This window comes from Streptomyces sp. CA189, assembly GCF_056428985.1.
Window position 1 is genome coordinate 36,479 of sequence record NZ_JBWJVM010000014.1, and the last position, 23,136, is coordinate 59,614.

At 72.8% G+C, this 23,136-nt stretch carries 17 protein-coding genes and 1 pseudogene; 10 read left to right on the forward strand and 8 right to left on the reverse strand.

Going from position 1 to position 23,136, the window contains the following annotated elements:
- Positions 1-68 precede the first annotated feature (68 nt).
- From AC061S_RS14050 to AC061S_RS14060, 3 genes and pseudogenes are all read right to left on the reverse strand, one after another.
- Positions 69-3,127: pseudogene (locus AC061S_RS14050) on the reverse strand (SGNH hydrolase domain-containing protein).
- A 16-nt stretch (positions 3,128-3,143) separates the two neighbouring features.
- Complete coding sequence (locus AC061S_RS14055) at positions 3,144-4,880, reverse strand: glycosyltransferase family 2 protein (RefSeq protein WP_478686254.1); 1,737 nt, start codon at positions 4,878-4,880, stop codon at positions 3,144-3,146.
- A 304-nt stretch (positions 4,881-5,184) separates the two neighbouring features.
- On the reverse strand, positions 5,185-8,094 hold the full coding sequence (locus AC061S_RS14060; RefSeq protein ID WP_478686255.1) for a collagenase: 2,910 nt from the start codon (positions 8,092-8,094) through the stop codon (positions 5,185-5,187).
- Positions 8,095-8,515: 421 nt separating this feature from the next.
- On the opposite strand from AC061S_RS14060, the gene AC061S_RS14065 reads away from it, so the two are divergent.
- The 3 genes from AC061S_RS14065 (at position 8,516) to AC061S_RS14075 (ending at position 10,655) form a co-directional block, all read left to right on the forward strand.
- Complete coding sequence (locus AC061S_RS14065; RefSeq protein ID WP_478686256.1) at positions 8,516-9,733, forward strand: serine hydrolase domain-containing protein; 1,218 nt, start codon at positions 8,516-8,518, stop codon at positions 9,731-9,733.
- Between the two features lie 62 nt (positions 9,734-9,795).
- On the forward strand, positions 9,796-10,413 hold the full coding sequence (locus AC061S_RS14070; RefSeq protein ID WP_478686257.1) for an alpha/beta hydrolase family protein: 618 nt from the start codon (positions 9,796-9,798) through the stop codon (positions 10,411-10,413).
- Positions 10,407-10,655: a hypothetical protein gene (locus AC061S_RS14075; protein ID WP_478686258.1), complete on the forward strand. Its 249-nt coding sequence runs from the start codon at positions 10,407-10,409 to the stop codon at positions 10,653-10,655. Before AC061S_RS14070 ends, AC061S_RS14075 begins: the two co-directional genes overlap by 7 nt.
- A gap of 21 nt (positions 10,656-10,676) precedes the next feature.
- Here AC061S_RS14075 and AC061S_RS14080 read toward each other — a convergent pair whose 3' ends face one another.
- Positions 10,677-11,330, reverse strand: coding sequence for a TOPRIM nucleotidyl transferase/hydrolase domain-containing protein (locus AC061S_RS14080; protein WP_478686259.1), 654 nt, complete (start codon positions 11,328-11,330; stop codon positions 10,677-10,679).
- Positions 11,331-11,543: 213 nt separating this feature from the next.
- On the opposite strand from AC061S_RS14080, the gene AC061S_RS14085 reads away from it, so the two are divergent.
- From AC061S_RS14085 to AC061S_RS14095, 3 genes are read left to right on the forward strand one after another with little or no spacing between them, the layout of a single operon-like run.
- Entirely contained in the window at positions 11,544-13,220 is a 1,677-nt protein-coding gene (locus AC061S_RS14085) for an NAD(P)/FAD-dependent oxidoreductase (protein ID WP_478686260.1), read from the forward strand.
- Between the two features lie 11 nt (positions 13,221-13,231).
- On the forward strand, positions 13,232-14,758 hold the full coding sequence (locus AC061S_RS14090; RefSeq protein ID WP_478686365.1) for an ATP-binding protein: 1,527 nt from the start codon (positions 13,232-13,234) through the stop codon (positions 14,756-14,758).
- Positions 14,755-15,108: a UBP-type zinc finger domain-containing protein gene (locus tag AC061S_RS14095; RefSeq protein ID WP_478686261.1), complete on the forward strand. Its 354-nt coding sequence runs from the start codon at positions 14,755-14,757 to the stop codon at positions 15,106-15,108. The genes AC061S_RS14090 and AC061S_RS14095 overlap by 4 nt, the downstream gene beginning before the upstream one ends.
- A 42-nt stretch (positions 15,109-15,150) precedes the next feature.
- On the opposite strand, the gene cynS is transcribed toward AC061S_RS14095, so the two are convergent.
- On the reverse strand, positions 15,151-15,621 hold the full coding sequence (gene cynS, locus AC061S_RS14100) for a cyanase (RefSeq protein WP_478686262.1): 471 nt from the start codon (positions 15,619-15,621) through the stop codon (positions 15,151-15,153).
- 98 nt (positions 15,622-15,719) lie between these two features.
- On the reverse strand, positions 15,720-16,319 hold the full coding sequence (locus AC061S_RS14105) for a carbonic anhydrase (RefSeq protein WP_478686263.1): 600 nt from the start codon (positions 16,317-16,319) through the stop codon (positions 15,720-15,722).
- A gap of 123 nt (positions 16,320-16,442) precedes the next feature.
- Here AC061S_RS14105 and cynR point away from each other — a divergent pair, with 123 nt between their 5' ends.
- Positions 16,443-17,348 (forward strand): transcriptional regulator CynR, encoded by a 906-nt coding sequence (gene cynR / locus AC061S_RS14110; RefSeq protein ID WP_478686264.1) that lies wholly within the window; start codon positions 16,443-16,445, stop codon positions 17,346-17,348.
- Here the strand turns inward: cynR and AC061S_RS14115 are convergent.
- A complete protein-coding gene (locus AC061S_RS14115) occupies positions 17,333-18,388 on the reverse strand; it encodes a helix-turn-helix domain-containing protein (RefSeq protein ID WP_478686265.1) in 1,056 nt (351 codons plus the stop codon). The genes cynR and AC061S_RS14115 overlap by 16 nt on opposite strands.
- Before the next feature lie 368 nt (positions 18,389-18,756).
- Positions 18,757-20,469, reverse strand: coding sequence for a peptide-N4-asparagine amidase (locus AC061S_RS14120; RefSeq protein WP_478686266.1), 1,713 nt, complete (start codon positions 20,467-20,469; stop codon positions 18,757-18,759).
- Between the two features lie 343 nt (positions 20,470-20,812).
- Here AC061S_RS14120 and AC061S_RS14125 point away from each other — a divergent pair, with 343 nt between their 5' ends.
- The 3 genes from AC061S_RS14125 (at position 20,813) to AC061S_RS14135 (ending at position 23,121) form a co-directional block, all read left to right on the forward strand.
- Positions 20,813-21,508, forward strand: coding sequence for a DUF4232 domain-containing protein (locus tag AC061S_RS14125; protein ID WP_478686267.1), 696 nt, complete (start codon positions 20,813-20,815; stop codon positions 21,506-21,508).
- 138 nt (positions 21,509-21,646) lie between these two features.
- Positions 21,647-22,834 carry a serine/threonine-protein kinase gene (locus tag AC061S_RS14130; RefSeq protein WP_478686366.1) on the forward strand — a complete coding sequence of 396 codons (1,188 nt, stop codon included), beginning with the start codon at positions 21,647-21,649 and terminating at the stop codon, positions 22,832-22,834.
- 23 nt (positions 22,835-22,857) lie between these two features.
- Positions 22,858-23,121 carry a hypothetical protein gene (locus AC061S_RS14135; RefSeq protein ID WP_478686268.1) on the forward strand — a complete coding sequence of 88 codons (264 nt, stop codon included), beginning with the start codon at positions 22,858-22,860 and terminating at the stop codon, positions 23,119-23,121.
- The last annotated feature ends 15 nt before the right edge of the window (positions 23,122-23,136 follow it).

Genomic DNA, 23,136 nt, shown 5'->3' on the forward strand with positions numbered 1-23,136 from the left:
TCCCGGGCGGGTAGGGAGATCGTTTCCGTCAGCCCGTCAGCCCGTCAGCCCGTCAGCCCGTCAGCCCGTCAGCCCGTCAGCCCGGCGGCCCGGCTGGAGACGGCCACGTGGCCGACCCGCATCGGGTGGCCCGGTTCGGTGTCCGGGCCCGGGACCGCGCCGTCGGCGAGGGGGAGGCTTCCGCCGATGGCCACGTTGAGGATCAGGAACAGGCCGTGGTCCACCGCGCGCTTCCAGGTGTCCGGGTCCATCCCGGAGGCGGCCACCCGGTGGTGCACGCGGCCGTCCAGGTACCACCGCACCTCCTCGGCGCCGGGGGAGAGGTCGACCTCGACGGCGTACGAGTGGTACCCCGTACGGCAGTCCGCGCACGGCTGCGGGCCCGAGCTCAGGCCCGCCGGCTCCCGGCAGGGGCCGCCTTCGAGCGTCCCGCAGTGCATGGTCGCGAACACGCGGTCCCGCCCGTTCACGGACTCCATGATGTCGAGCTCCCCGATGCCCGGCCAGCCCGTGTACCCGTCGCGCAGCGGAGCCCCGAGGGTCCAGAACGCCGGCCAGTAGCCCGCCGCCCCGGCGCCGGTCACCCCGGGCAGGGCGATCGCGGCCTCGATCCGCAGGGTCCCGCCGGGCGGCGGCGCGAAGTCGGAGCGCCGGGTCTCGATGCGGCCCGAGCTCCACACGCCGTCCGCGCGGGTGGGGACGATCTCCAGTGCGCCCTTGCCGTCGAGGCGGACGTTGTCGGTCGAGTCGGTCATCGTCTCGATCTCACCCGTGCCCCACTGGGCCGCGGGGCATCCCGGGTAGCAAGTCCCGATGTCGTGCAGCCAGTTGACGGAGGAAGGCGGGCTGCCCGCCGGACCGTCGAACTCGTCACGGAACACCTCGGTCCACCCCGCCGACCGGGCTTCCCCGGATGCGGACCCCGCTGCGGCCACGCCGGGCAGCGCCCCGGAATCCGTGAGCAGCCGTTCGAGCCGGGGGGTCAGTACGACGACCGCCACGTTGGTCAGGTGGGCGTCGTCCCGGTAGAGCAGGATGCGGTCGAGGACGGCCGGGCAGGTCGGCCCGTCGCCCGGGCACAGGACCGGGTTCACGCTCACGGCGCTCACCCCGGGCAGGGCGCCGGAGGCGATCAGCCGGGCCAGCGGATCGGGCTGCCGGGCGTCCGTACGGCTGAACGCGCAGGCGGCGGGCTCCTCGGGGCTGCCGGAGACGCATGCGGGGACGTCCGCACCCGGTACGGGGGTGTCCTCGAGGTAGACGATGGGCGCACCGATCGCCCGCAGGGCTTCGAGGGTCTTCTCCCAGCCCTCGGTGAGCAGTCCGGAATCGGCGGTGTAGCGGTTGAGCGAGGAGATCACGATGAGCCGGGGCTTCGGCTGCTGCCGCAGCCGCTCCAGGGTGTCGGCGCGCCAGGTGTCGCACTCCCGGTAGGCGCGGCCGAGCTGGGGACTGTCCACCGAGAGCTGCGGCAAGGGGCAGCCCTGCTTCACCAACTCCTGGAGGGCCCAGCCTCGTTGCGAGGCCATGGCGAGCATCGCCGAGAACCACTGGCCGGCGTGCGAATCGCCGAGCAGCACGATCCGGTCCGGGCTGTCCACCGCCCCGAACAGGCAGTCCGGGCTGCGCGTCACGGCCGGTGCCACCTCGCAATCCCCGTCCGGCGGGAAGTCCTTGCGCGCCTGCGCGGGGCCCGGCACGATCGGGCCGGCCGCCGGCGGCGCGGAGCCCGTTCGGGCGAGCAGGTGCGGCCCGGAGGCGGCGCCCGGGGGCAGCCCGCCCAGGGGGACCGGCGTTGCCGGACCCAGCAGGTTCAGCGTCGTGGTGCCCACCACGAGCGCGAGGACCACCGGCAGCACCACGGCCGTGATGCCCACCGACAGCCCGCGGCGCGGGAGTTCGGAGACCGTGCGGCTGCGGCGCAGTGGCTGCTCGACCCAGCGCATGGTGGCGTAGGCGGGCAGTGCGGCGGCCAGCGTGAGCGCGGCCTTCACCGGCCAGTCCTGGGCTCCGAAGCGGGCCTCCGTGAGGACGAGCACCGGCCAGTGCCACAGGTAGAGGGTGTAGGAGAGCCGTCCCACCGCCGGGGACCCCGCCCCGCGAGCAGCCGGCCGATCCCGTAGCCGCCCGGCGCGTTGCGCTCGCCCCGGCCGGGGATTGCGGCGAGGATCACGGCAGCCGCCCCCAGGGTCGGCACCAGGGCCGCGTGGCCGGGGTAGGGCGTGGCCGCGTCGTACGCGAAGACGCTCCAGACGATCGCCGCGCCACCGGCCCAGCCGCACAGCAGCCGCAGCGGGCGCGGGCCGCGCAGGAGGTGCCAGGGCAGCAGGGCCACCAGCGCGCCGACGCCGAACTGCCAGACCCGCGAGGGCGTGGCGAGGTACGCGAGCGACGGGGAGGCGTCCGTCCAGCGCAGCGACAGGGCGAACGACCCGAGGACCAGCGGTACGGCGGCCAGGGCCACGGCGGCGCGCACGGCGCGGCCGCGGCGCACGGCCCGGACCGTGCCGAGCACGATCAGGGCGAGCAGCGGGGCCCAGAGGAGGTAGAACTGCTCCTCGACGGCCAGGGACCAGAAGTGCAGCAGCGGGCTCTGCTCGTGCCCGGCGGCGAGGTAGTCGGCCCGCTGCGCGACGAACCGCCAGTTGGCGGCGGAGAGCGCCGCCGCGACCACGTCGTGCTCCAGGTCGGCGCGGCGCAGCGGTACGGTCAGCCAGGCCCCGGCCAGGGCCACCGCGCCGAGGACGACCGCCGCGGAGGGCAGGAGCCGGCGGGCCCGCCGGGAGAAGAAGTCCAGGAGCCCGATCCGGCCGGTCGTGATGGCCTCCCGGACGAGCAGGCCGGTGATGAGGTAGCCGGAGACGACGAAGAAGACGTCCACGCCGACGAATCCGCCCGCGAGCCCCGGAATCCCGGCGTGGAAGGCGAGGACCGCGAGGACGGCGAGGGCGCGCAGCCCCTCGATGTCGGGCCGGAACGCCGAGCGGTGCGGGCTGGGCCCGGACTCGCCGCCGGAGCGGGCCGAAGCGCCCGGGGGGCCGGGCGGCGGGGCGGCGTCGCGCGGAGGCTCGCGCCGCGCATCGGGCGTCAGCGAGGACGGCGAGGGAGGTGGCACGGGGGAGTGCATGGTGGTGTGGAGCCTTTCAACTCAGCCAGGGAAGCATGGGGTTGACCCACCCGGAAGCCACCAGGCCGGTGAGCAGGAGCACCGCCGAGGCGGCGAGGGTCTCGGGCCAGCGGCGCGGCAGCACGCCGGTGCGGGAGCGGTCGGCGAAGGCCCGTACGAGGCTGCGCGGACGGCCGCCGGCCGGAGCAGGGCCGGCCTCGGCGGAGGTCTCCTTGCGCCCGGGGGGAACCGACGGGCGCAGCTCGGTGAACAGGTCGCGGACCAGCGGGCCGTTGATCTGGCACTGCACCAGGAAGTAGAGGAGCAGACCCCAGTTGGGCTCCCAGCCGTTGCGGGCCACGGCCAGCGCCATCCCGGCCGCGGCCGCTCCGTTGGAGAGGACCAGCCAGAGCAGTGAGACGCCCACCACCCGGCGGGCCATCCCGCCGGAGCGGGCCGGGCCCCGGGTGCCGGTGGGCACCCAGTCGGCACTGCGGCCGCGCAGCGTGTGCAGGAAGGCGGTGGCGGCGGCGGCGCTCGTCAGGACGTTCGCCCGGATCACCTCCACCCGCCAGCGGGTCCTGCTGATCCGCGGGAGCAGCACGTGCCAGAGCCACAGCGGGGCGAGCAGCGGCAGGACGTGCCAGGGCCGGATGTCGTCCGGGTACCAGAACATCATCACCAGGGGCGGCAGCGGCGCCGCGAAGGTGTTCACGGCGGCGGCCAGGTAGCCGACCACGCCCTCGTAGAAGCACAGCCGCATCCGCCAGGGCGCGCCCATCCCCCGCAGGACGGGCGAGGTGAGCAGGTGGAGGTTGCCCATCGCCCACCGGTACTGCTGGTTGACGAAGGAGGTGACCTCCTCGGGGGAGGTGCCCTTGGCGACCAGCACCGGCACGTACAGGGTACGGAACCCCCGCGCGTGCAGGGCGAGGCCGGTGTACAGGTCCTCGCTGTGGTCGAGGCGGGCGAACCCGCCGGCCAGGTCGATGGCGGCGCGCCGGTAGACGGCGTTGCTGCCGCAGCAGATGGCGGCGTCGCTCGCGTCCCGGGACGGCTGGATCCAGCGGAAGAACCACTCCTGGGCGGAGCCCGCGGCCCGCTGGATCCAGCCCATGGTCCCGTCGGTGTCGAAGCACTGCGGGCTCTGCACGATCCCGACGGCCGGGTCGGCCAGATAGGGCACGAGATGGCGCAGGAAGTCGGGCCGCGGCGCGAAGTCGGCGTCGAGGATGGCGATGAACTCGGCGTTGCTCAGGGTCAGTGCGTGATTGAGGTTGCCTGCCTTCTTCAGGTGCCCCCGGTCCGGCCGTACGACGTACTCGTACCCGTACGAGGCCGCCAGCGCAGCGACTTCGGGCCGGTCGGCGTCGTCCAGCACCCAAGTGGTCAGTGCCCCGGGCCAGTCGACGGCGGAGACCGCGCGGTAGGCGTTGTCCAGGACGGGGAGCGGCTCGCCGCAGGTCGGCAAGTACAGGTCCACGCCGGGGAGTCGGGCGGGCTGCCACGCCCGTACGAGCACCTCGTGCGAGGGCCGGGTCAGCCTGCGTTGGCGCAGGCTGTTCACCGAAGAGAGGACGAGGGCGACGAGGTTGAGCCCCAGGACGGCGAGGAAGGCCCACAGGGCCGGCGTGCGCAGCGCGAAGGTGAACATGGTCGCCGCGGTGAAGACGAAGGCGAGGCTCGTGCTGATGAGGACCCAGCGTCGTTGCGGGCCGAAGTACCAGTAGAGCTCTTCGTCGGAAGGTGGTTGCGGAAGATGATGAAAGGTCATAAAGCCCCCCACGGCTGTTTATGCGCCCGTTTCAGGTGGCCACCATAGCGCCAGAGGTATAGACCATTTGTTTCTGTGCGGCCAACACATCCAATCGGCCACGGGATTGGCGCATCTCATGTGGTCCAGACCTCTGCCGCCACCATTCGACCGGCCGCACCGCCTCCCGCCGGGAAGGTGCAGGTCACGGACAAGTGAACAGACCTGAAAGACTTCCGCCGCCATCCTCCGCCTTCCGGCGGGACGGCGGCGGCCCCCACCCCTCCGAGGAGGGGTGGGGGCCGGTGTGCTGTGCGCGGGGGGCTCAGAAGCGGCTGGAGACGGTTGCTCCGGCGAAGTCCTGGGCGGCGTGCAGGCTGACGTAGAGGTAGCCGGCCGGGGGGTTGTTGACGGTGAGGGTTTCGGTGTTGCCGCTCTGGGTCGAGCGCGTGGTGTAGTTGCCGGTGGTGGCCCAGCTCGTGGGGCTGTAGTACAGGTCGGCGTTCCCGGTGCCGCCCGCGACGGAGATCTTGAGGGAGGCCGTGCCGGCCGGGACGTTCACGTAGAAGTAGCGGTAGTTCCCGGCGGTGGCGGAGACGTTGGAGCGGCTGCAGTCCGCACCCAGCACCCGGAGGTCGGCGTCCGCGCACTCCACCTGGGCCGACCCGAACTGGGTCGTGACGGTGACGTTGGCGAAGCCCTGGACGGCGTGCAGGCTGAGGTAGACGCGGCCGGCCGCCGGGTTGTTGACGGTCAGGGATTCGCTGTTGCCGCTCTGCGCCGAGCGGGCCGTGTAGCTGCCGGTGGTGGCCCAGCCGCTGGGGCTGTAGTAGAGGTCGGCGTTGCCGGTGCCGCCCGAGACGGAGATCTTGAGGGAGCCGGTGCCGGCCGGGACGTCCAGGTAGAAGTAGGCGTAGTTGCCCGTCGTGGCCGAGACGTTGGAGCGGCGGCAGTTGTCACCGAGCACCCGGATGTCGGGGTTGGTGCACTCGCCGGGCCCGGCCGTACCGACCGTGACCGACTTGCTGGTGTTGGCGGTGGCGCCCTTGTTGTCGGTGACGGTGAGCGTCACGGTGTAGGTGCCGGCCGCGGCGTAGGTCTTGGCCGGGTTGGCGGAGGTGGAGCCGGTGCCGTCGCCGAAGTTCCAGGCACGGGAGGCGATGGTGCCGTCCGCGTCCGTGGAGGTGTCGGTGAAGCTGACCGCCAGGGCGCTCACGGCCGCGGTGAAACCGGCCACCGGGGCCTGGTTGACCGGCGGGTTGGTGGTGCCGCCGCAGTCTCCGGCCGCGCACTTGACCAGCCAGGCCGCGAAGTCCGCGTCGTAGCGGGTGCCGATGGTGGAGGTGAGCAGCGTGCGGGCGGCCGCCCAGTTGCCGGTGCGGTAGTGGCCGAGCAACGTGGCCACGTCCTGCGGGTGCGACTGGATCAGGTAGCGGACCGCGAGGTAGCCCCACTGGTAGACGCGGGTGGAGTCGGAGTTGTCGTAGGTGGTGTCGAAGAGCGTGCTGAGCTTGTAGGTGTTCTTGCCCGCCTCGGTGACGGCCCGGTCGTAGGTGACGTTGCGGTACGAGTACGAGACGTACTCGGCCAGGCCCTCGACCCACATCACGGTCGGGGTGGTCATCCCGGCGGCGAAGTCGCCGTACATGTCGAAGCGGCCGTCGAGGTAGTGGGTGTACTCGTGGTTGAGGTTCCAGATCTGGAACTCCGGCCGGGCCCACTCCGCCTCGTAGGCGATGAACCGCGGCTGGTTCCCGGTGACCGAGGGGTCGCCCTCCAGGTACATGCCGCCGTTGTCGGTGCTGATCCCGAAGATGGCACCGGCATAGGTCTGGTAGTCGGCGCTGGAGTCGAATGTCACCACCTCGAGCGCGGTGTTCTTGTCGTTGGCGACCGGGCCGCTGTCCTTGACCACGTTGTGGAAGAAGGCGTCCTGGTTGGCCAGGCTGGTGCAGCTCGCGCCGAGCTCGGCGGAGGTCATCTGCTGCGCGACGATCCGCAGGCTCGGGCTACAGGTGTGGTTGACCGTCAGGACGGCGGCACGCACCCGCGCCGGCAGGTCGCAGGTCCCGTAGACGGAGCAGTTGGCCGCGTCGTACGCGGAGGTCATCTCGGCGAGCGGCACCCAGAGCGAGGCGGTCCGGCCGGTGATCGCGGTGCGGTCCAGCAGCTGCTTGACGAGCGGCCGTACGGTCGCCTGGAGCGCCGAGTGCTGGAGGAAGCGGCCCAGTTCCCGTGCGGCGTTGGCCGTCAGGTAGCTCTTGTCCGTGCCCAGGAGGGCGTCGTGGGTGACGGCGAAGTCGCGCAGCACCGTGAGGATGCCCGGGTCGGCCTGGACGGCGGGCAGGAACTCGGCGGTCTGGTGGCCGCGGAACAGGACGGTGTAGGAGTTGTTCACCGCCGCGACCATCGAAGGCGAGCTGTTGTACGAGGCGTTGTAGCCGGTCAGCAGTCGCTTGACGACGCCGAGGTAGCGCGCGTTCTCCTGGGCGCTGTCGATCAGGATGACCGTCTCGGACAGCGTCGAGCCGTTGGCCTGGGTCACGTCGGCCGCGCGCGGAGCGGCGAAGAAGCCGTCCAGGGCACCCCGGATCGAGCTCTTCAGGGCCGGGCCGTAGGCGCCGACGGTGGACTCGTTGTACCACTGCACGTAGTACCCGGCGCGCAGGAAGAGGACGAGCTGCCCGGTCGACGTGCTGTTGTCACCGGGGTACGTGGCGGTGGCGGCGCGCAGGGCATCGGCGACCGAGACCATCTGCGCCTCGCGGAACGCCGCGTGCGCGTCGTTGCCCTTGAGCAGGAACAGCGTGTTCACGCAGTCCATCTCGGAGGCCTTGATCTGCTGGACCAGCGCGGCCCCGGTCTTCGACGTGAAGTCCGCGACGTTGCAGGCCGCGGCGACGGCCTCGGCGGCCGCGGCGGAGCCGGACGCCAACTTCGCCTTGGAAGAGGGCTGTTCGGCGAGTGAGGGCTCCTTGGCGGCCCGGAGCGGGACGCGCTCGGACAGGTCCGCGTCGGGGCGTGCGGCGTGCTCGGCCCTGAGCGCGGCGGCCGCGGCGGCCGGGGTCGAGGGCTGCGGGGCGGCGCCGGACTTCCAGGTCGGAGCGGGCGCGGCGGGCTTCGGTTCGCGCGCGAAGGCCCGGCCGGCGGGGGCGAGCATCGTCAGGCCCAGACAGCAGGCCAGGGCGGCTATGAGGGGCCGGGCACGGCCCATCGTGGTGGGGGAACTTCGCATGAGGGGTGGGCCTCCGAGCCGGTCTGCGGCCGCGCTGGCAACGCGGCGATCGAGGAATGCGGACCGTGACGCCGACGGGAGTTGGTGGGGATTTCAACTCTGTCGTGTACACGGCTATGCAGTGTGCGATGTAACATGGCACACATCACATGGCTCTGGAAGTCCCCGCGGAGCAGTTCTCGGCAACTGAATGACCGCCAGGTGTGGATTCGACGGGGAACCCGTCCGGTTCGCCCCGGCTCGCCCTGGTTCCGTGTCAGCTCGCCCTGGTTCCGTGTCAGAGGGAGCAGAGGGACTCCGCCGGCCGGCTCCGCCCGCCCTCGTAAAGGCGGGTAAAGCCCACCCCGGGCGTCCCGCAGTGCCGCCGCAGCCGCCGCAGCCACCGCATGCGCCGTCCGCGGGCCCCGCCCATACTGGGGGCGTGAGGCGTACCCGTACGGTCTTGCTGTGCATCGCCGGTCTGATGGGCGCGGCCCTTCCGGCGGGGACGGCCGCTGGCGTGGAGACGGCCGCCGCGGCTCCGGCTCCCGCGGCATGCGTGAACTCTCCCGGCCCCGCACAGGGCGACGCGCTCAAGGTCCTCACCATCGCGCAGCAGGCCCAGCGGGAGTTCGGACTGAACTCGGTGGTCCTGCGGGTGTCCTCCGACGGCCGCGAGGTCCTCACCAAGGCCCTCGGGGAGTCGATGACGGGAGTCCCGGCCGAGCCCGCGATGCAGTTCCGCACGGGGTCCGTGGCCATCGTCTACATGGGCGCCGTCCTGCTCCAACTCGTCGACGAGGGCAAGGCGTCACTCGACGACCCCGTGTCCCGCTGGCTGCCGGACGTGCCGCACGGATCCGAGATCACCCTGCGCATGCTGGGCAGTTCCACCTCCGGCCTGCACGACTACGTCACCGACCCGGCGTTCCTCGCCGAGTTGGAGGCCAAACCGTTCCGCAAGTGGACGGCGGCCGAGGTCATCGGCATCGCGACGGACGAGCCGCTCCTCTACGAGCCCGGCACCAACTGGAGCTACTCGCACGCCAACTTCGCACTGCTCGGCCAGGCGTTGGAGAAGATCAGCGGCCTCCCGCTGGACCGGCTGCTGAGGGAACGCGTCTACGAACCGCTCGGGCTGAACGGGACCAGCAACCAGTACACCCCGCAGATTCCGGAACCGGTCCTGCACGCCTTCACCTCAGAGCGCGGCACCTACGAGGAGTCCACCTTCTGGAACCCCTCGTGGACCACCGCTCCCGGTGCGGTCCTCGTCCAGAACATCTGTGACCTGGACCGGTCCGCGCGGGCCGTCGGGACCGGGGAACTGCTGTCCGCGAAGTCCTTCAAGACCCAGCTCGACCCGGGCACCATCGGCCTCGGCCACCCGACGGCCACCTGCCCGGACAGCGTCTGCCTCCTGACCAATACGGCGGCCCACCACTTCGGCCTGGGCGTGATCGTCGTCAACGGCTGGATCCTGACGAACCCGTCCTTCTCCGGCTACGCGGCCATCCAGGCCTACTTGCCGGCGGAGAAGCTCGCCGTCTCCGTCACCGTGACCCAGGGCCCCATGAGCCCCGCGGGCAATTCGGCCCAGACCATAGCCGAACGCATCTCCGCCGCCCTGGCCCCCGGACACGAGCTCAAGATGCGCTGAGCTGCGGTGACTTGGCGTTCGGCCGGGAGCCGCCCGCCGGTGCGCGCTCTGTCGATGCCGCCATGATCCACGCCGCGCCAGAACCGCTGATACGTGTCCTGTACGACGAGTCCCGCCCGGACCTGCGCGATCCGTCCCGGCCGCGGCCGGTCCGCCTGTACGTCTGGGAGCCGAGCCGCACGGAGGGGGACGCACCGGCCCCGCTCGTCGTGGTCTCGCACGGCACCGGGGGCTCGGGCAGCGACATGGAGTGGCTGGTACGCCCGCTGCACGCGGCGGGGTTCCGGGTGGCGGCCCTGGACCACCACGGCAACAACTTCGTCGACGGCTACGAGCCGGAGGGCTTCCTCCACGTCTGGGAACGGCCCCGGGACATCTCCTTCGCCCTCGACGCGCTCGCCCGGGAACAGCCCCTCGGCCCGGTCGGCGTGACGGGGTTCTCCGTGGGCGGCTACACCGCCGCGGCGCTGGCCGGGGCCCGCGTCGATCCGGGGGTCCTGTGGGCCGTGTTCTCGGGCGCGGTCCCGCTGCCGGAGATCCCCGAGTTCCCCGGGGTGCTGGAGGCAAGTACCCGCAGGACGAGTCGACGCGGCGCACGCTGGACGGAGCCGGGGGAGACCTCTCCGATCCCCGGGTGGGGGCGGTCTTCCAGGTGGCCCCGGGAGTCGGCGCGATGGTGACCCGGGAGAGCCTGGAGGCCGTACGCGTACCGGTCGCCATCCGCTGGGGCGGAGCGGACACGATCGCCCCGTACGAAACCGACACGAGGCCGTACCTGGACCACATTCCCACCGCGAGCGGCCGCTCGGCCGGGCCCGCGGTCCGGCACGAGGACTTCATCGCCCCGGAGCCCGCCGACCCGACCGCCCGGGTCCGGGTCGGCGACGAGGCGGCCGCCTTCTTCCTGCACCACCTGAGCTGACCCCGCGTGGGCGGCGGCGGGTCACAGGCTCGCGAACAGCTCCTCGAGGGGCGCCGGTACGCGCTCGGGGTCGAGCGCCTCGACGAGGACGCGGCCGTACCGGATCTTGCGCCCCTTCTTCGTGCCGAGGAAGCGCCGCACCTGCTGCTGCGCGCTGCGGCCCTGCTGCGCGGGCTGGCGCAGGAAGGTCTGCAAGGCGCGGTGGTCCCCCTCCTCCCGGACGAGCTCCTCCACCCCGGGCACGCCCAGCGCGCGGATGAGCTCGTCCTCCAGGTCCGCTGCGCAGACGAAGAAACCCCGCGGCTCCGCACCGGCCCGCTCCCAGCCGCGCGCGTAGAAGCCGCGTTCCCGCTCGTCGCACAGTCCCGTGAGGCGCAGGCCCAGACCCCGGGGTCCGAGGAACCGGGCGAAGCGCCCGACGCTCATCGCGCCGCCCATCGGCAGGACACAGACCCCTTCGGCCGCCAGGTTCCGTCCCCGTCGGGCGGCCAGCGCGTCGACCGCTTCGGCGTCGCTCGCCCCTTCCAGCAGCACGACGGTCCGTACGGGCAGCCGCGCGGCCAGCTCGCGCGCCGCGTCCGCCGCCTCTGCTGCGGCCCCGACGTCACCGAGTCCACCGGCGTCACCGGCCGCCCACGCGGTCACCGCATTCCCGAACACCACCATGTCAGCCATGGGGAGAGTCTCCGCCCCTTCCCGCCGGGGCGGTACGGAATTTCCGCCGATGAGGGCGCCCCCTGCCCGCTCCCTTGCCCGCTCCGCCCGCCCGTGCCGCCCGTGCCGACCGTCCGCGCGGACCCGGACGATCGACCCTAGGATGGACGGGAACCGGGTGCGGGCGGCTCGCCGCTACGCCGCCAGTCCAGGCACGCCCGGGGCGGGAGAGCCATGACAGAGGCCGCCGACACGGCACGGACCGTGATCCTGACCGTGGACGACGATCCGGGAGTCTCCCGGGCCATCGCCCGCGACCTGCGGCGCCGCTACGGAGCCGAGTACCGGATCGTGCGCGCCGAATCCGGCGAATCCGCACTGGAGGCGCTGCGCGAGCTGAAACTCCGAGGCGACCTGGTGGCGGTGATCCTGGCCGACTACCGCATGCCGCAGATGAACGGCATCGCGTTCCTCGAGGAAGCCCTCACCGTGTACCCGGGTGCGCGCCGCGTCCTGCTGACCGCCTACGCCGACACCAACGCGGCGATCGACGCGATCAACGTCGTCGACCTCGACCACTACCTCCTCAAACCGTGGGATCCGCCCGAGGAGAAGCTCTACCCCGTCCTGGACGACCTCCTCACCGCCTGGCGCACCGGCGACCACCGGCCCGTGCCCGCCACCAAGGTCGTCGGACACCGCTGGTCGGCCCCCTCGTCGAGCGTCCGGGAGTTCCTGGCCCGCAACCAGGTGCCGTACCGCTGGTACTCCTGCGAGGAGCCGGAAGGACAGCGACTGCTGCGGGCGGCCGGCGCCGACGGGCAGCGGCTGCCCGTGGTGATCACCCCAGGGGGCACCGTGCTGATCCAGCCGGACGCACCCGGCCTGGCCGCGCACGTGGGCCTCGCGACCACACCCACCGCCGACTTCTACGACCTCGTCGTGATCGGCGGAGGCCCCGCCGGGCTCGGCTCCGCGCTGTACGGGGCCTCCGAGGGGCTGCGCACCGTACTGGTGGAGCGGTCCGCGACCGGCGGACAGGCCGGGCAGAGCTCCCGCATCGAGAACTACCTCGGCTTCCCGGACGGAGTGTCCGGCGCCCAGCTCACCGACCGCGCCCGCCGCCAGGCCGGCCGGTTCGGCGCCGAGATCCTCACCGCACGCGAGGTCACCGGACTGGAGGTCAACGGCGCGGCCCGCGTCGTCCGCTTCTCCGACGGCTCGGCGATCGGCGCGCAGAGCATCATCCTGGCGACCGGGGTCTCCTACCGGCAGCTCGGGGCGCCCGGCTGCGACGGCCTCACCGGGCGCGGGGTGTACTACGGCTCCTCGCTCACCGAGGCCTCCTCCTGCCTGGAACAGGACGTGTACGTCGTCGGCGGCGCCAACTCCGCCGGACAGGCGGCCATGTACCTGGCCCGCGGTGCGAAATCGGTGACGCTGCTGGTGCGCGGGGACTCCCTGGCGGCGTCCATGTCGTACTACCTGATCCAGCAGATCGAGGAGACGGCGAACATCACGGTGCGCACCCGCACCACCGTCGAATCGGCGCACGGCGACGGCCACCTGGAGCAGCTCACGCTGCGCGACGTGGACACCGGGGCGACCGAACTCGTCGACACCCAGTGGATGTTCGTCTTCATCGGCGCAGCCCCGCTCACCGACTGGCTGGACGGTACGGTCCTGCGCGACGACCACGGCTTCATCCTGGCCGGGCCCGACCTCACCCCGGACGGGCGGCCGCCGGCCGCGTGGGAGCTGGACCGGCCGCCCTACCACCTGGAGACCAGCGTGCCCGGCGTGTTCGTCGCGGGCGACGCGCGCGCCCGGTCGGCGAAGCGGGTCGCGTCCGCCGTCGGAGAGGGAGCCATGGCCGTGATGCTCGTCCACCGGTACCTGGAGGAATCGTGAGCGGGCAGTCGATGCCCTGCTCCCCGCAGGAGATCGGCTCGCTCTTCCTCTTCGAGAAGCTCACCCCGGAGCAGCTCGGGCGGCTGTGCGCCGAGGGGCGCGTGGAGCGGTTCGACACCGGCCCCGTGTACACCGAGGGCGACCCCGCCACCTGCTTCTACGTGATGATCGAGGGCACCGTGGTCCTGTCCCGCCGGGTCGGCGGCGACGATGTGGAGGTCGCCCGGACCTCCCAGCGAGGGGTGTACGCCGGGGCCATGCAGGCCTACCTGGGCGACCAGGTCCCGCAGGCGTACAACAACTCGATGCGGGTCACCGAGCCGACACGGTTCTTCGTCCTGCCCGCGCAGTCCTTCGCGGACGTCATGCGGGAATGGTTCCCGATGGCCGCGCACCTGCTGGAAGGGCTCTTCTTCGGCGCCCGGAGCACCCAGCAGGTCATCGGCCAGCGCGAACGGCTCCTGGCCCTCGGCTCCTTGTCCGCCGGCCTCACCCACGAGCTCAACAACCCGGCCGCGGCCGCCGTACGGGCCACCGCCACCCTGCGCGAACGGGTGGGCAAGATGCGGCACAAGCTGGCCCACATCTCGCAGGGGAACTACCCCCGCGAGGCGATCGCCGGACTCATCGAGATCCAGGAACGCACCGTCGAACGCGTGGCCAAGGCCCCGGCGTTGAGCCCCCTGGAGGCCTCCGACCGGGAGGACGAACTCGCCGACTGGCTGGAGGAGCACGGCGTCCCCGAGGGCTGGCGGATCGCACCGGTCTTCGTCCAGGCCGGCCTGGACACGGACTGGCTGGAGCAGGTGGCGGCGAGCGTGGCCGAGGACCTCCTGCCGGCGGCCGTCGGCTGGCTCAACTACACGGTCGAGACCGAGCTGTTGATGGACGAGATCGACGATTCCACCACCCGTATCTCCCACCTCGTGGACGCCGCCAAGCAGTACGCGCAGCTCGACCGCGCCCCGCACCGGGTCGTCGACGTCCACGAACTCCTCGACAGCACCCTGCTGATGCTCTCCGGCAAGATCGGCCCCCGGATCCGGGTGGTCAAGGAGTACGACCGCTCCGTGCCGGACGTGCCGGCCTACCCGGCGGAACTCAACCAGGTGTGGACCAACCTCATCGACAACGCCGTCTTCGCCATCGGGAGCACGGACGGCGAGGGCGCACTGACGGTCCGCACGGCACGGGAGGGCGACCGGCTGCTCGTGGAGTTCCGCGACACGGGGCCCGGCATCCCGTCCGAGATCCGCAGCCGCATCTTCGACCCCTTCTTCACCACCAAGCCGGTCGGCGAGGGCACCGGTCTCGGCCTGGACATCTCCTGGCGGATCGTCGTCAACAAGCACCACGGAAGCCTCCAGGTCGAATCCGCGCCGGGCGACACCCGCTTCCAGGTGCTGCTCCCGCTGACCGCACCGGCATCCGAAGCCGAAGCCGAATCCGAAGCCGAGCCCGAATCCGAAGCCGAGCCCGAGCACGAGCACGAGCACGAGCACGGCCCCAAGTCCGAGCCCTCCGAGGAGCCCGTATGACCGCCATAGACGGAGTCGACCCGAGCGTTCCGCCCTCCGGCAGCGGCTGCGCCGCGTGCGATGCGGTGGGCGGCTGGTGGTTCCACCTGCGGCGCTGCGCCCAGTGCGGCCACATCGGCTGCTGCGACTCCTCGCCGGCCCAGCACGCCACCGCCCACTGGAATTCCACCGGCCATCCCGTGGTGCAGAGCTACGAGCCGGGCGAGGACTGGTTCTGGGACTACGCCGCCGAGGAGCTGTACGAGTCCGGCCCCGAGCTGACCCCGCCCTCCGGCCACCCCGCCGACCAGCCGGCCCCGGGCCCGGCCGACCGGCTCCCCGAGGACTGGACCCGCCGCCTCCACCGCTGATCCGGGCGGCCCGGAGCGGATTCGGAGCGGATTCGGAGCGGATCAGAAGGGCTTGGTCGGCAGGTACTTGCCGTCCAGGGTGATGACCGCGCGCTCCCCGCCGTCGGGGTCGGCGACCTTCTTCACGTCCAGCTTGAAGTTGATCGCGGAGACGATGCCGTCACCGAGCTGCTCGTGGACCAAGGCCTTCAGCGTGGTGCCGTAGACCTGGAGCATCTCGTAGAAGCGGTAGATCGTCGGGTCGGTGGGGGCACCGCCGGGGACCGAGCCGCGGGTCGGGATGGTCTGCAGCAGCCGTGCGTCGTCGGCGTCCAGGCCCAGGAGGCCGGCCACGGCCTCGGCCGAGGCCCGGGGCAGCGGGTGCTGGCCGAGGACGGCCGCGGTGACGAAGGCCACCGACAGGCCCGCGGCGTCCGCGATCCGCTGCCAGGTCAGGTCCTCGCGGATCTTGGCGTCCACGGCCTTGACGGCCAGGGCCTGACGGGCGGTGTTGTCGAACTGGGCGTGCACCATGAGAGGGCTTCCTTTCGGTGAGCCGCTCACCGGGTGTGGGGGAGAGCGGCGGATGGGGTGGGGGGAACGCGGGTCGGGGACCCGAGGGGGTGCGGCGGTCAGGCCGCGGGGGAGGCCGGCCGGGAGGAACCGAGTTCCTCCACGCCCCCGGCCCGGATGTCGTAGACCCAGCCGCGCAGGGTCACCGACCCCGCGGCCAGGGCGCGGGCCACCGAAGGATGGGTGGCCAGGTTCGCCAACTGGGCGCGCACGTTCTCGCGTACCAGGGCATCGACCCCCGGCGCGTCCTCCTCGGCGCCGGTACGGGCCAGAGAGGCGTCCGCGTGGCGCAGCCAGCCGGCGACCGCCGGGGCGCCGCTGAGGTCGTGCCGCTCGGCCAGGGCCGTCATCGCGCCGCAGGCGGAGTGCCCGCACACCACGATGTCGCTCACGCCCAGGACCGCGACGGCGTACTCGATGCTGGCCGCCACCCCGTCCGTGCCGGGGGCGTGGGCGGGTACGAGATTGCCGGCGGTACGGATGACGAACAGCTCGCCCGGCTCGCTCTGGGTGATCAGCTCCGGCACCACCCGGGCGTCGGAGCAGCTGATGAACAGGGTGCGCGGCCGGTGGGCCGTCGCCAGCTGGGCGAAGAGCTCCGCCTTGGCCGGGTAGACCTCCCGCCGGAACTGCGCGACGCCCTCGATGAGGTCGTGCATGGTCACTCCCTTCGATGACTGCCGACCTGTGAGGCCGACGAGATCCACCATGCACGACCTGCACCTATAGCGTCCAAGACGCATTAGGCATGTCTGCTATAGATGACGTCTATACTCGGTTCCATGGCTCTGGAACTCCGTCACTTGCGCTACCTGCTCGCCGTCGCCGAACACGCGAGCTTCACCCGCGCCGCCGAAGAACTGCGGATCTCCCAGCCGACCCTCTCGCAGCAGATCAAGCAGCTCGAAGGCACCATCGGCGTCCAGCTCCTGGACCGCACCGGGCGTGGCGGGGTCCGCCTCACCGACGCCGGCGAAACCTACGCCCACCACGCCCGCCGGGCCCTGCGAGACCTCGCCGCCGCCGAACGCGCCGTCCACGACGTGGCCGACCTCTCCCGGGGCCACCTCCGGCTGGCCGTGACGCCGACCTTCACCGCCTACCTCGTCGGGCCGCTGGCGGCGGAGCTCCACGCCCGCCACCCCGGCATCACCCTGGACGTGAAGGACATGGCCCAGGACCGCATCGAGGCCGGCCTGCTCGCCGACGAACTCGACCTGGGGATCGCCTTCGACGGCCCGCACCTGCCCGGCATCACCGCGGCCCCGCTGTACGCCGAGACCCTCAGCCTCGTCACCGCCGCCCGCCCCGCCACAGGCCCGCACCCGCCCCTGCCCGTGGCCGGCCTGGCGGACCGTCAACTAGCTCTGCTCAGCGGAGATTTCGCCACCCGCGGTCATATCGACTCCTACCTGGCCGACCACCGGGTGCGGCCGCGCATCGCGGTGGAGGCCAATTCGGTTCAGAGCCTCACCGAAATCGTCCGGCGCACCGACCTCGCGACGGTCCTGCCCGACGCGGTCACGGAGGACCACCCCCACCTCGCGCCCGTTCCCCTGGAACCGGCCCTGCCCACCCGCACCGTCGCCCTCCTCGGACGCGAGAACGCCTACCGGAGCGCCGCCGCACGGGCGTTCACCCGGCTCGCCCACCACCACGTCCGGGCCCGCGGCTACACCCCGGCCTGACCGTCATCGCCGCGGCCGGCGCGGCGCAGGGCGGCGGGGGTGGTGCCGTACCAGCGCTTGACGGCCCGGCGCAGGGCGCGGGCGTCGGCGTAACCGCTCCGGGCGGCGATCGAGTCGACGCTCAGGTCGGTGCCGTGGAGCAGCCGGGCGACGTGGTCCCGGCGCACGGTCTCGACCTCCTCGCTCCACGTCGTGCCGTGTTCTTCGAGGCGGCGCTGCAGGGTCCGCGCGCTGATGGTCAGGCGCCGCGCCACCGAGGACAGCGTCGGCGCGCCCTCGTCGTGGGCGGAGGCCAGGGCGGTACGGAACAGGTCCAGCCAGTCGTGCAGCGGGATCGCGCTGGCCAGGGTCTGCTCGGCGTGCCGCCGGAGCACGGTCGACAGCCCGGGCTGGGCGTGTGGCGCCGGGGTGTTGAGATCGGCGGTACGGAAGGTGATCGAACTGGTTGGGGCCTCGAACTCGATGTTCCGGGTGCCGTAGAGCTCGATCAGGGCGTCGTGCCGCGGCGGCGCCTTGGCGGCGAGGGAGACCTGCAGGGGAACGAGGCACCGCCCCGCGGCTTCGCCGAGCCGGCGGCGGTACAGGCCGAGGGCGTAGCCGCGGATGCCGCAGGCCGCCTCGTGGGCGATGTCGGCCTGGTTGACGTGGCTGATGGTGACCCGTTCGCCGTCCTCGGCGATCCGCATGCCGTCGGTCAGAGGGTCGGCGACGGCGGCGAAGTGGGCCGCGGCGTCCCGGATCCCCTCGAGCGGAGTGGGTGCGGAGGTGATCAGGTAGTCCCAGACCCCCAGGGTGCCGATGCTCGACTCCCGCGCCAACAGCACGGACATCTCGGTCCAGTGGGCGTGGACCGTCGTGAGCTCCGCGATCCGGATGGCCGTCGCCGAGGGAGTGCGGAACAGGTCGTCGTTGAGGTGCTGGGGCGCCATGCCCGGCAAGTGGGCGTATCCGTGCGGGCGTATGCCGACCAGCCGCGCGACGTTGACGCTCAGACGGGCGAGGGCGGAGGAGGTTGTCCCCTGATGTGCGTGCGAGACCACAGCGACAGAGCATAGTCCAGCGTGAATGACCAGGTCATCGTGGGGGTTGGGCGCCTGCGGTCCCCAACACGGCGCGCAGGGTCCCCCCGTGGCGCATCCGGTCCCCTTGCTGGCGCGTGCCGTCATGGGTGAGGTGAACTGCCCGCCCGTAGCGTGGCGTTCGTTCTCGCACGTACGGACGGCACGCACGGCACGGACGCGGCGGAGCCCCCCCACGGGGGTGGGGGGCTCGCGATCCGGCCGAGCAGGGACCGGCGCCCGGCCTCCGCGCCGAGGGCGCTGCGCGGGACAACGCAACCGGATGCCGGGGGAATCGACCCTTCTTCACCGGCCCGCCCTGGACGCGCGGCCGGCCGGGGAGGCCGTGCTCAGCAGCGGCGGCGGTCCTGGGTGACGGCGCCCTGGGCGGTGGCCACCGTGCGGTCGTAGCAGCCGCCCGGCACTCCGGTCCCGTACAGCCGGTAGCGGGCGGAGGTGGTGGCGACCGCGTGCCGCTGGTCGCGCGGGACGTTCGCGGTGTAGGTCGCGTCGCCCGTGTACCGGTCGTCGAGCCGGGACCGGCCGGTCTCCCGTCCGCCGCGCAGGACCACGGTGTCCGCGCGGTCGCCGAGCGCGATGACGGTGCGGAGCCGGTCGCCCGTCCCGAGGGTGGTCTCGCCGTCCATGGTGTACGTCCGGCTGGTCCGCGTGGTGACGGCTCCGCGTGTCACGCTCTCCTCGTCGGTCCAGGTCGCGGCGAGCGCGTCCCGGTCCTCTCCCTCGGTCCAGCGGTGGACGGAGCTGTGGTGCACCGCGCGGCTGACGGTGGTCGTGACCCGGCCGTGGGAGGTGTCCAGGTACCCGGCCACGGTCAGCCGGTGCCCGCCCTCGGTGTCCACCCGGTGCTCGGCGCCCGGCGCCGCGGGCGTCCAGCGCGACGAGTTGGCCGGATCGCTCTGTTCCTCGCGTGTCAGGGCCCCGCCGACGACCTCGCGGCCCGCGTCCTGCCAGAGCAGCAGATTGGTGGGGGTGCTCCAGCCGCTCTGCCCGGCCGGAACCCCGGCGACGGAGACCTCGATGCGGTGCGCACGGCCGTCGTTGAGGAGGGCGGCGTACGGGGTGAGGTCGTAGCGGACCGGCTGCACGTCGAAGGCGCGCGGGCCCGGGGTGACGTACCAGAGGAACGGGTTCGACCAACCGCCGGTCCAGACGGTGGGGAAGGGCGCGGCGATGCCGGCGAGCCTGCCGTCGACGGAGATCCGGACCTCGCGGTGGGGGCCGCCGGCGGCTTTGCAGGAGTACGGGGCCGGGTCCGGGGCGGTCAAATACCAGTACTCCTCGCAGCCGCCGCCGGAGCCGGTGGCGTAGACCTCGGCGAGGAGGCGCTCCGTATTGCGCGGGAGCGTGACGGCCGGGGTGGTGAGCGGGAGGACCCGGTCCGGGGGGACGACCCGCTCCGGCGCGCGGCCGGCTGCCGCGCCGCCCTCGGCCGCGTAGAAGGTCAGGGTCACCTTGACGTCGATGACACCGGTGTAGGTGTCGTTCACGACGTTGCCGATGAGCATCTCGACGGGCTGCGGGCGGCTCAGGGTGTCGCGGTACTGGGTGACGTCCTTCTCGACGGACCAGGTGATGCCGTCCGGCGAGGGCTGGGGGGTGGAGGTGCGGAAGAGTTCCACGCCGCCGAGGGAGAGGTGGCCGAGGCGGTCGTACTGGCGCCCCTTGACCTTGCCGTCGAGACGGAGCACCACCTTCGCCCAGTCGGACGGGCCGCAGGCGGTGGGAGGCGAGTAACTGCCCCGGTACGGGGTGAAATCGCGGAACTGCGCTGCGGCGAGGGCCACTTCGCAGGACCGGGTCGTGGGCCGGGCAACGGGCGGGGCGGCGGTGAGTGGATCGTGCCAGTCCGTTCCGAACTCGGAGGGCGGTGGCGGCCGCGTACCCGGCGGCGTCACCGTCGGCGCGGGGGCGGCGGCCGGGGTGGGTGCGCCGCCGGGTCCGGCCGCCGCTGCCGGGCCCGCGGCCGTGAGGGTGGCGGCCGCGAGGGTGGCGGCCGCGAGGGCGAGCGCGCCGAGCGCGCCCGTGAACCTGTGTCGTCTCATGGGCCCGGAGTGAAACCCGGCCCGGCGCGGGGGCGCCAGAGCCCGTGACCCGGCCCTGGCCGGATCCCGTCGCCGAGGGGGGCTGGCAGCGGATCCCGCCCCGCCGCCCGCCGGCCTTCTGACCGAAGCGTGCCGTTCTTGTCCCTGCTTGGTAACAGGCGTCTGGGACAGCCGGGGCGAGGGAAGTCCGTTAGTGCAGGCCGGCCGGGGTGCCGGTACGGAGCAAGGCGCGGGCCGGGGCGCCCCGCTGCCGGGTTGCACCTGGCCATCGCGGTCTGCGCTGATCATCATTCATCATCGGAAGCCGACAGCGGCCGCCCAGGGCCGACAACGGGGGAACACCATGAACACTGCTGCCCGTACGAACCGCAGGGGCTGGAAGTCCTATGTCCTCGGGATCGCGACCGTCACCGCGCTCCTCGCCTCCGCGGCGTGCTCGCCGAGCGGGGCCGACGACAAGCCCACGGCCACGCCGAGCACTCCGGGTACGCCGAGCGGGACCGGGTCCCCGGGCACGCCGAAGCCCGGCGACACGCCCTCGGTGAAGCCGACCCCGGGAGCGACCGACACCGGCGGCACCGGCGACGGCGCCATCGCCCTCTGCGCCCCGGGCGACGTCTCGATCACCACCAGCACCGAGGACGAGAAGAGCGAGGGTGTCCGGCACATCCTCCTCACCGTCACCAACACCGGCAAGAAGGCGTGCAAGGTCTACCACTACCCCCACGTCCAGCTCGGGGACGCCCAGCGACTGGTCCCCGAGATCAAGGAGAGCGCCCCGACGCCCGGCGCGCCGTTCGCGACCCTCGAGCCGGGCAAGGAGGCGCACGCCGCGCTGCTCCTGAACGGCCCCATGGACGAGGCCCCGGCGAAGACCATGACCGTCCAGCTCCAGGGCGCGAAGCCCGGGAGCAAGACGGGCGAGCCGATCAAGGTCGCCTTCCCCGGCGTCGACACGGTGTACTACAACGACTTCGCCAAGGTCACCCACTGGATGACCGCCTCGGGTCTCGCCCTGCGGTTCATCATGTCGTCCTGACGATCCGGCCCTCCGGACCGTCCTCTAAGGTGACTCCACCGGCCGGTCCGCGCGCCCCGTGCGTGCGGCCAACGGCCTTGTGGTCAGGGGGAGTCACTGCGGCCCGGCGACCCGCCGGAGATCGGCGGGTACCGCCTGCTGGCACGGCTCGGCGAGGGCGGCATGGGCGAGGTCTTCCTGGCCCGGACGGCGTCCGGCCGGCCGCTGGCCCTGAAGACCGTCCACCGGGAACTGAGCAGGGATCCCGACTTCGCCGACCGCTTCGCGCGGGAGATCCGCGCCAACGACCGCGTACGTTCCGCGTGGACGGTCTCGGTGGTGGACTTCAGCGCTCCGGGAGCGTCCCCGCAGTGGCTCGCCACGGAGTACGTCGCCGCGCCCTCCCTGGGCGAGTGGGTGCACCGGCACGGACCGCTGACCGTACCGGCCCTGCGGAGCCTGGCCCGGGAACTGGCGGCCGCGCTCGTGGCCGTACGGGCGGCGGGCGTGGTCCACCGCGACATCAAGCCGGGGAACGTGCTGCTCGGCCGGGAGCGGTCCTTCCTCATCGACTTCGGCATCGCGCGTGCCGTGCACGACCCGCGCCACACCCGGACGGGCGCGGTCATCGGCACGCCCGGCTTCCTCGCCCCGGAGCAGGCGACGGGAGCCGTGGCCGAGGCCCCGGCGGACGTGTTCTCGCTCGCCGCGGTACTGGTCTACGCGGCCACCGGCCGCAGCCCCTTCCTGGCCGACGGCGAGGAGCTGGAACTCCCCGGCCTCCTCTACCGGATCGTGCACGCCGAGCCCGCCTTCGACGGTGTTCCGGAGGAGCTCCGCCCCCTGCTGGGGGAGTGCCTGGCCAAGGAGCCGCAGCGGCGCCCGGCCACCGAGGAGTTGCCGGCCCGGGTCGGCCCGGCAGGGCAGGAGTGGAGCGGGGCGGTACCTCCTTCGCTGGCGGCGGAGGCAAGCCGCCGGGAGGCCGAACTGCGCCGCATCCTGGCCGCATCAGAGCCGCTTTCCGTGCCCGTTCCCCTGCCGCCGACGCCTCCCCCGACGTTTCCGGTGACGCCGCCGATGCCCTCCTCCCCTCCCGCCGGGAGACGCCGCGTTCCCCGGGCGGCTGCGGCGGCCGCCGCCGGCGCCGCCGTCCTCGCCGGCGCGGCCGTCCTCGTGATCAAGATCCCTTGGGGCGGGGACGGGGGCGCGGACGGATCCGCGCCCCGTCCCCGTCGGCGATGCCGCGCTCCTGGGTCGGTACGTGGACCGGCACCGGCCCCGGGACCCCCGACGCGGACGGAGTCTCGCGGGCCAGGACGGGGGAGTTCTCCGTCACGGTCACGCTGAACGCCGGGGCGGTCGGCGACCTCGTGGGCCGGCAGGTCAGCGAGGTGAAGGAGGCCGCCACCGGGCGGAACCTGGGGTGTACGGAGGCCCTGGAACTGCGGCAGACGAGCGGGGACAGGGCGGTCTTCGCGGCGGTGACCAGCCGTCCGACCGACCCCGCGGCCACCTTTACCTGCCCCGAGGGCAACCTCTACGTACTGACCCTGGCGGAGCCCGACCGGCTGAGGCTGGAGGCCGAAGGGGCCCAGTCGGCGGGCGCCCCCGAGGCACTGACCCGCAGCCGGTAGGCCGTCTCCTTCGGA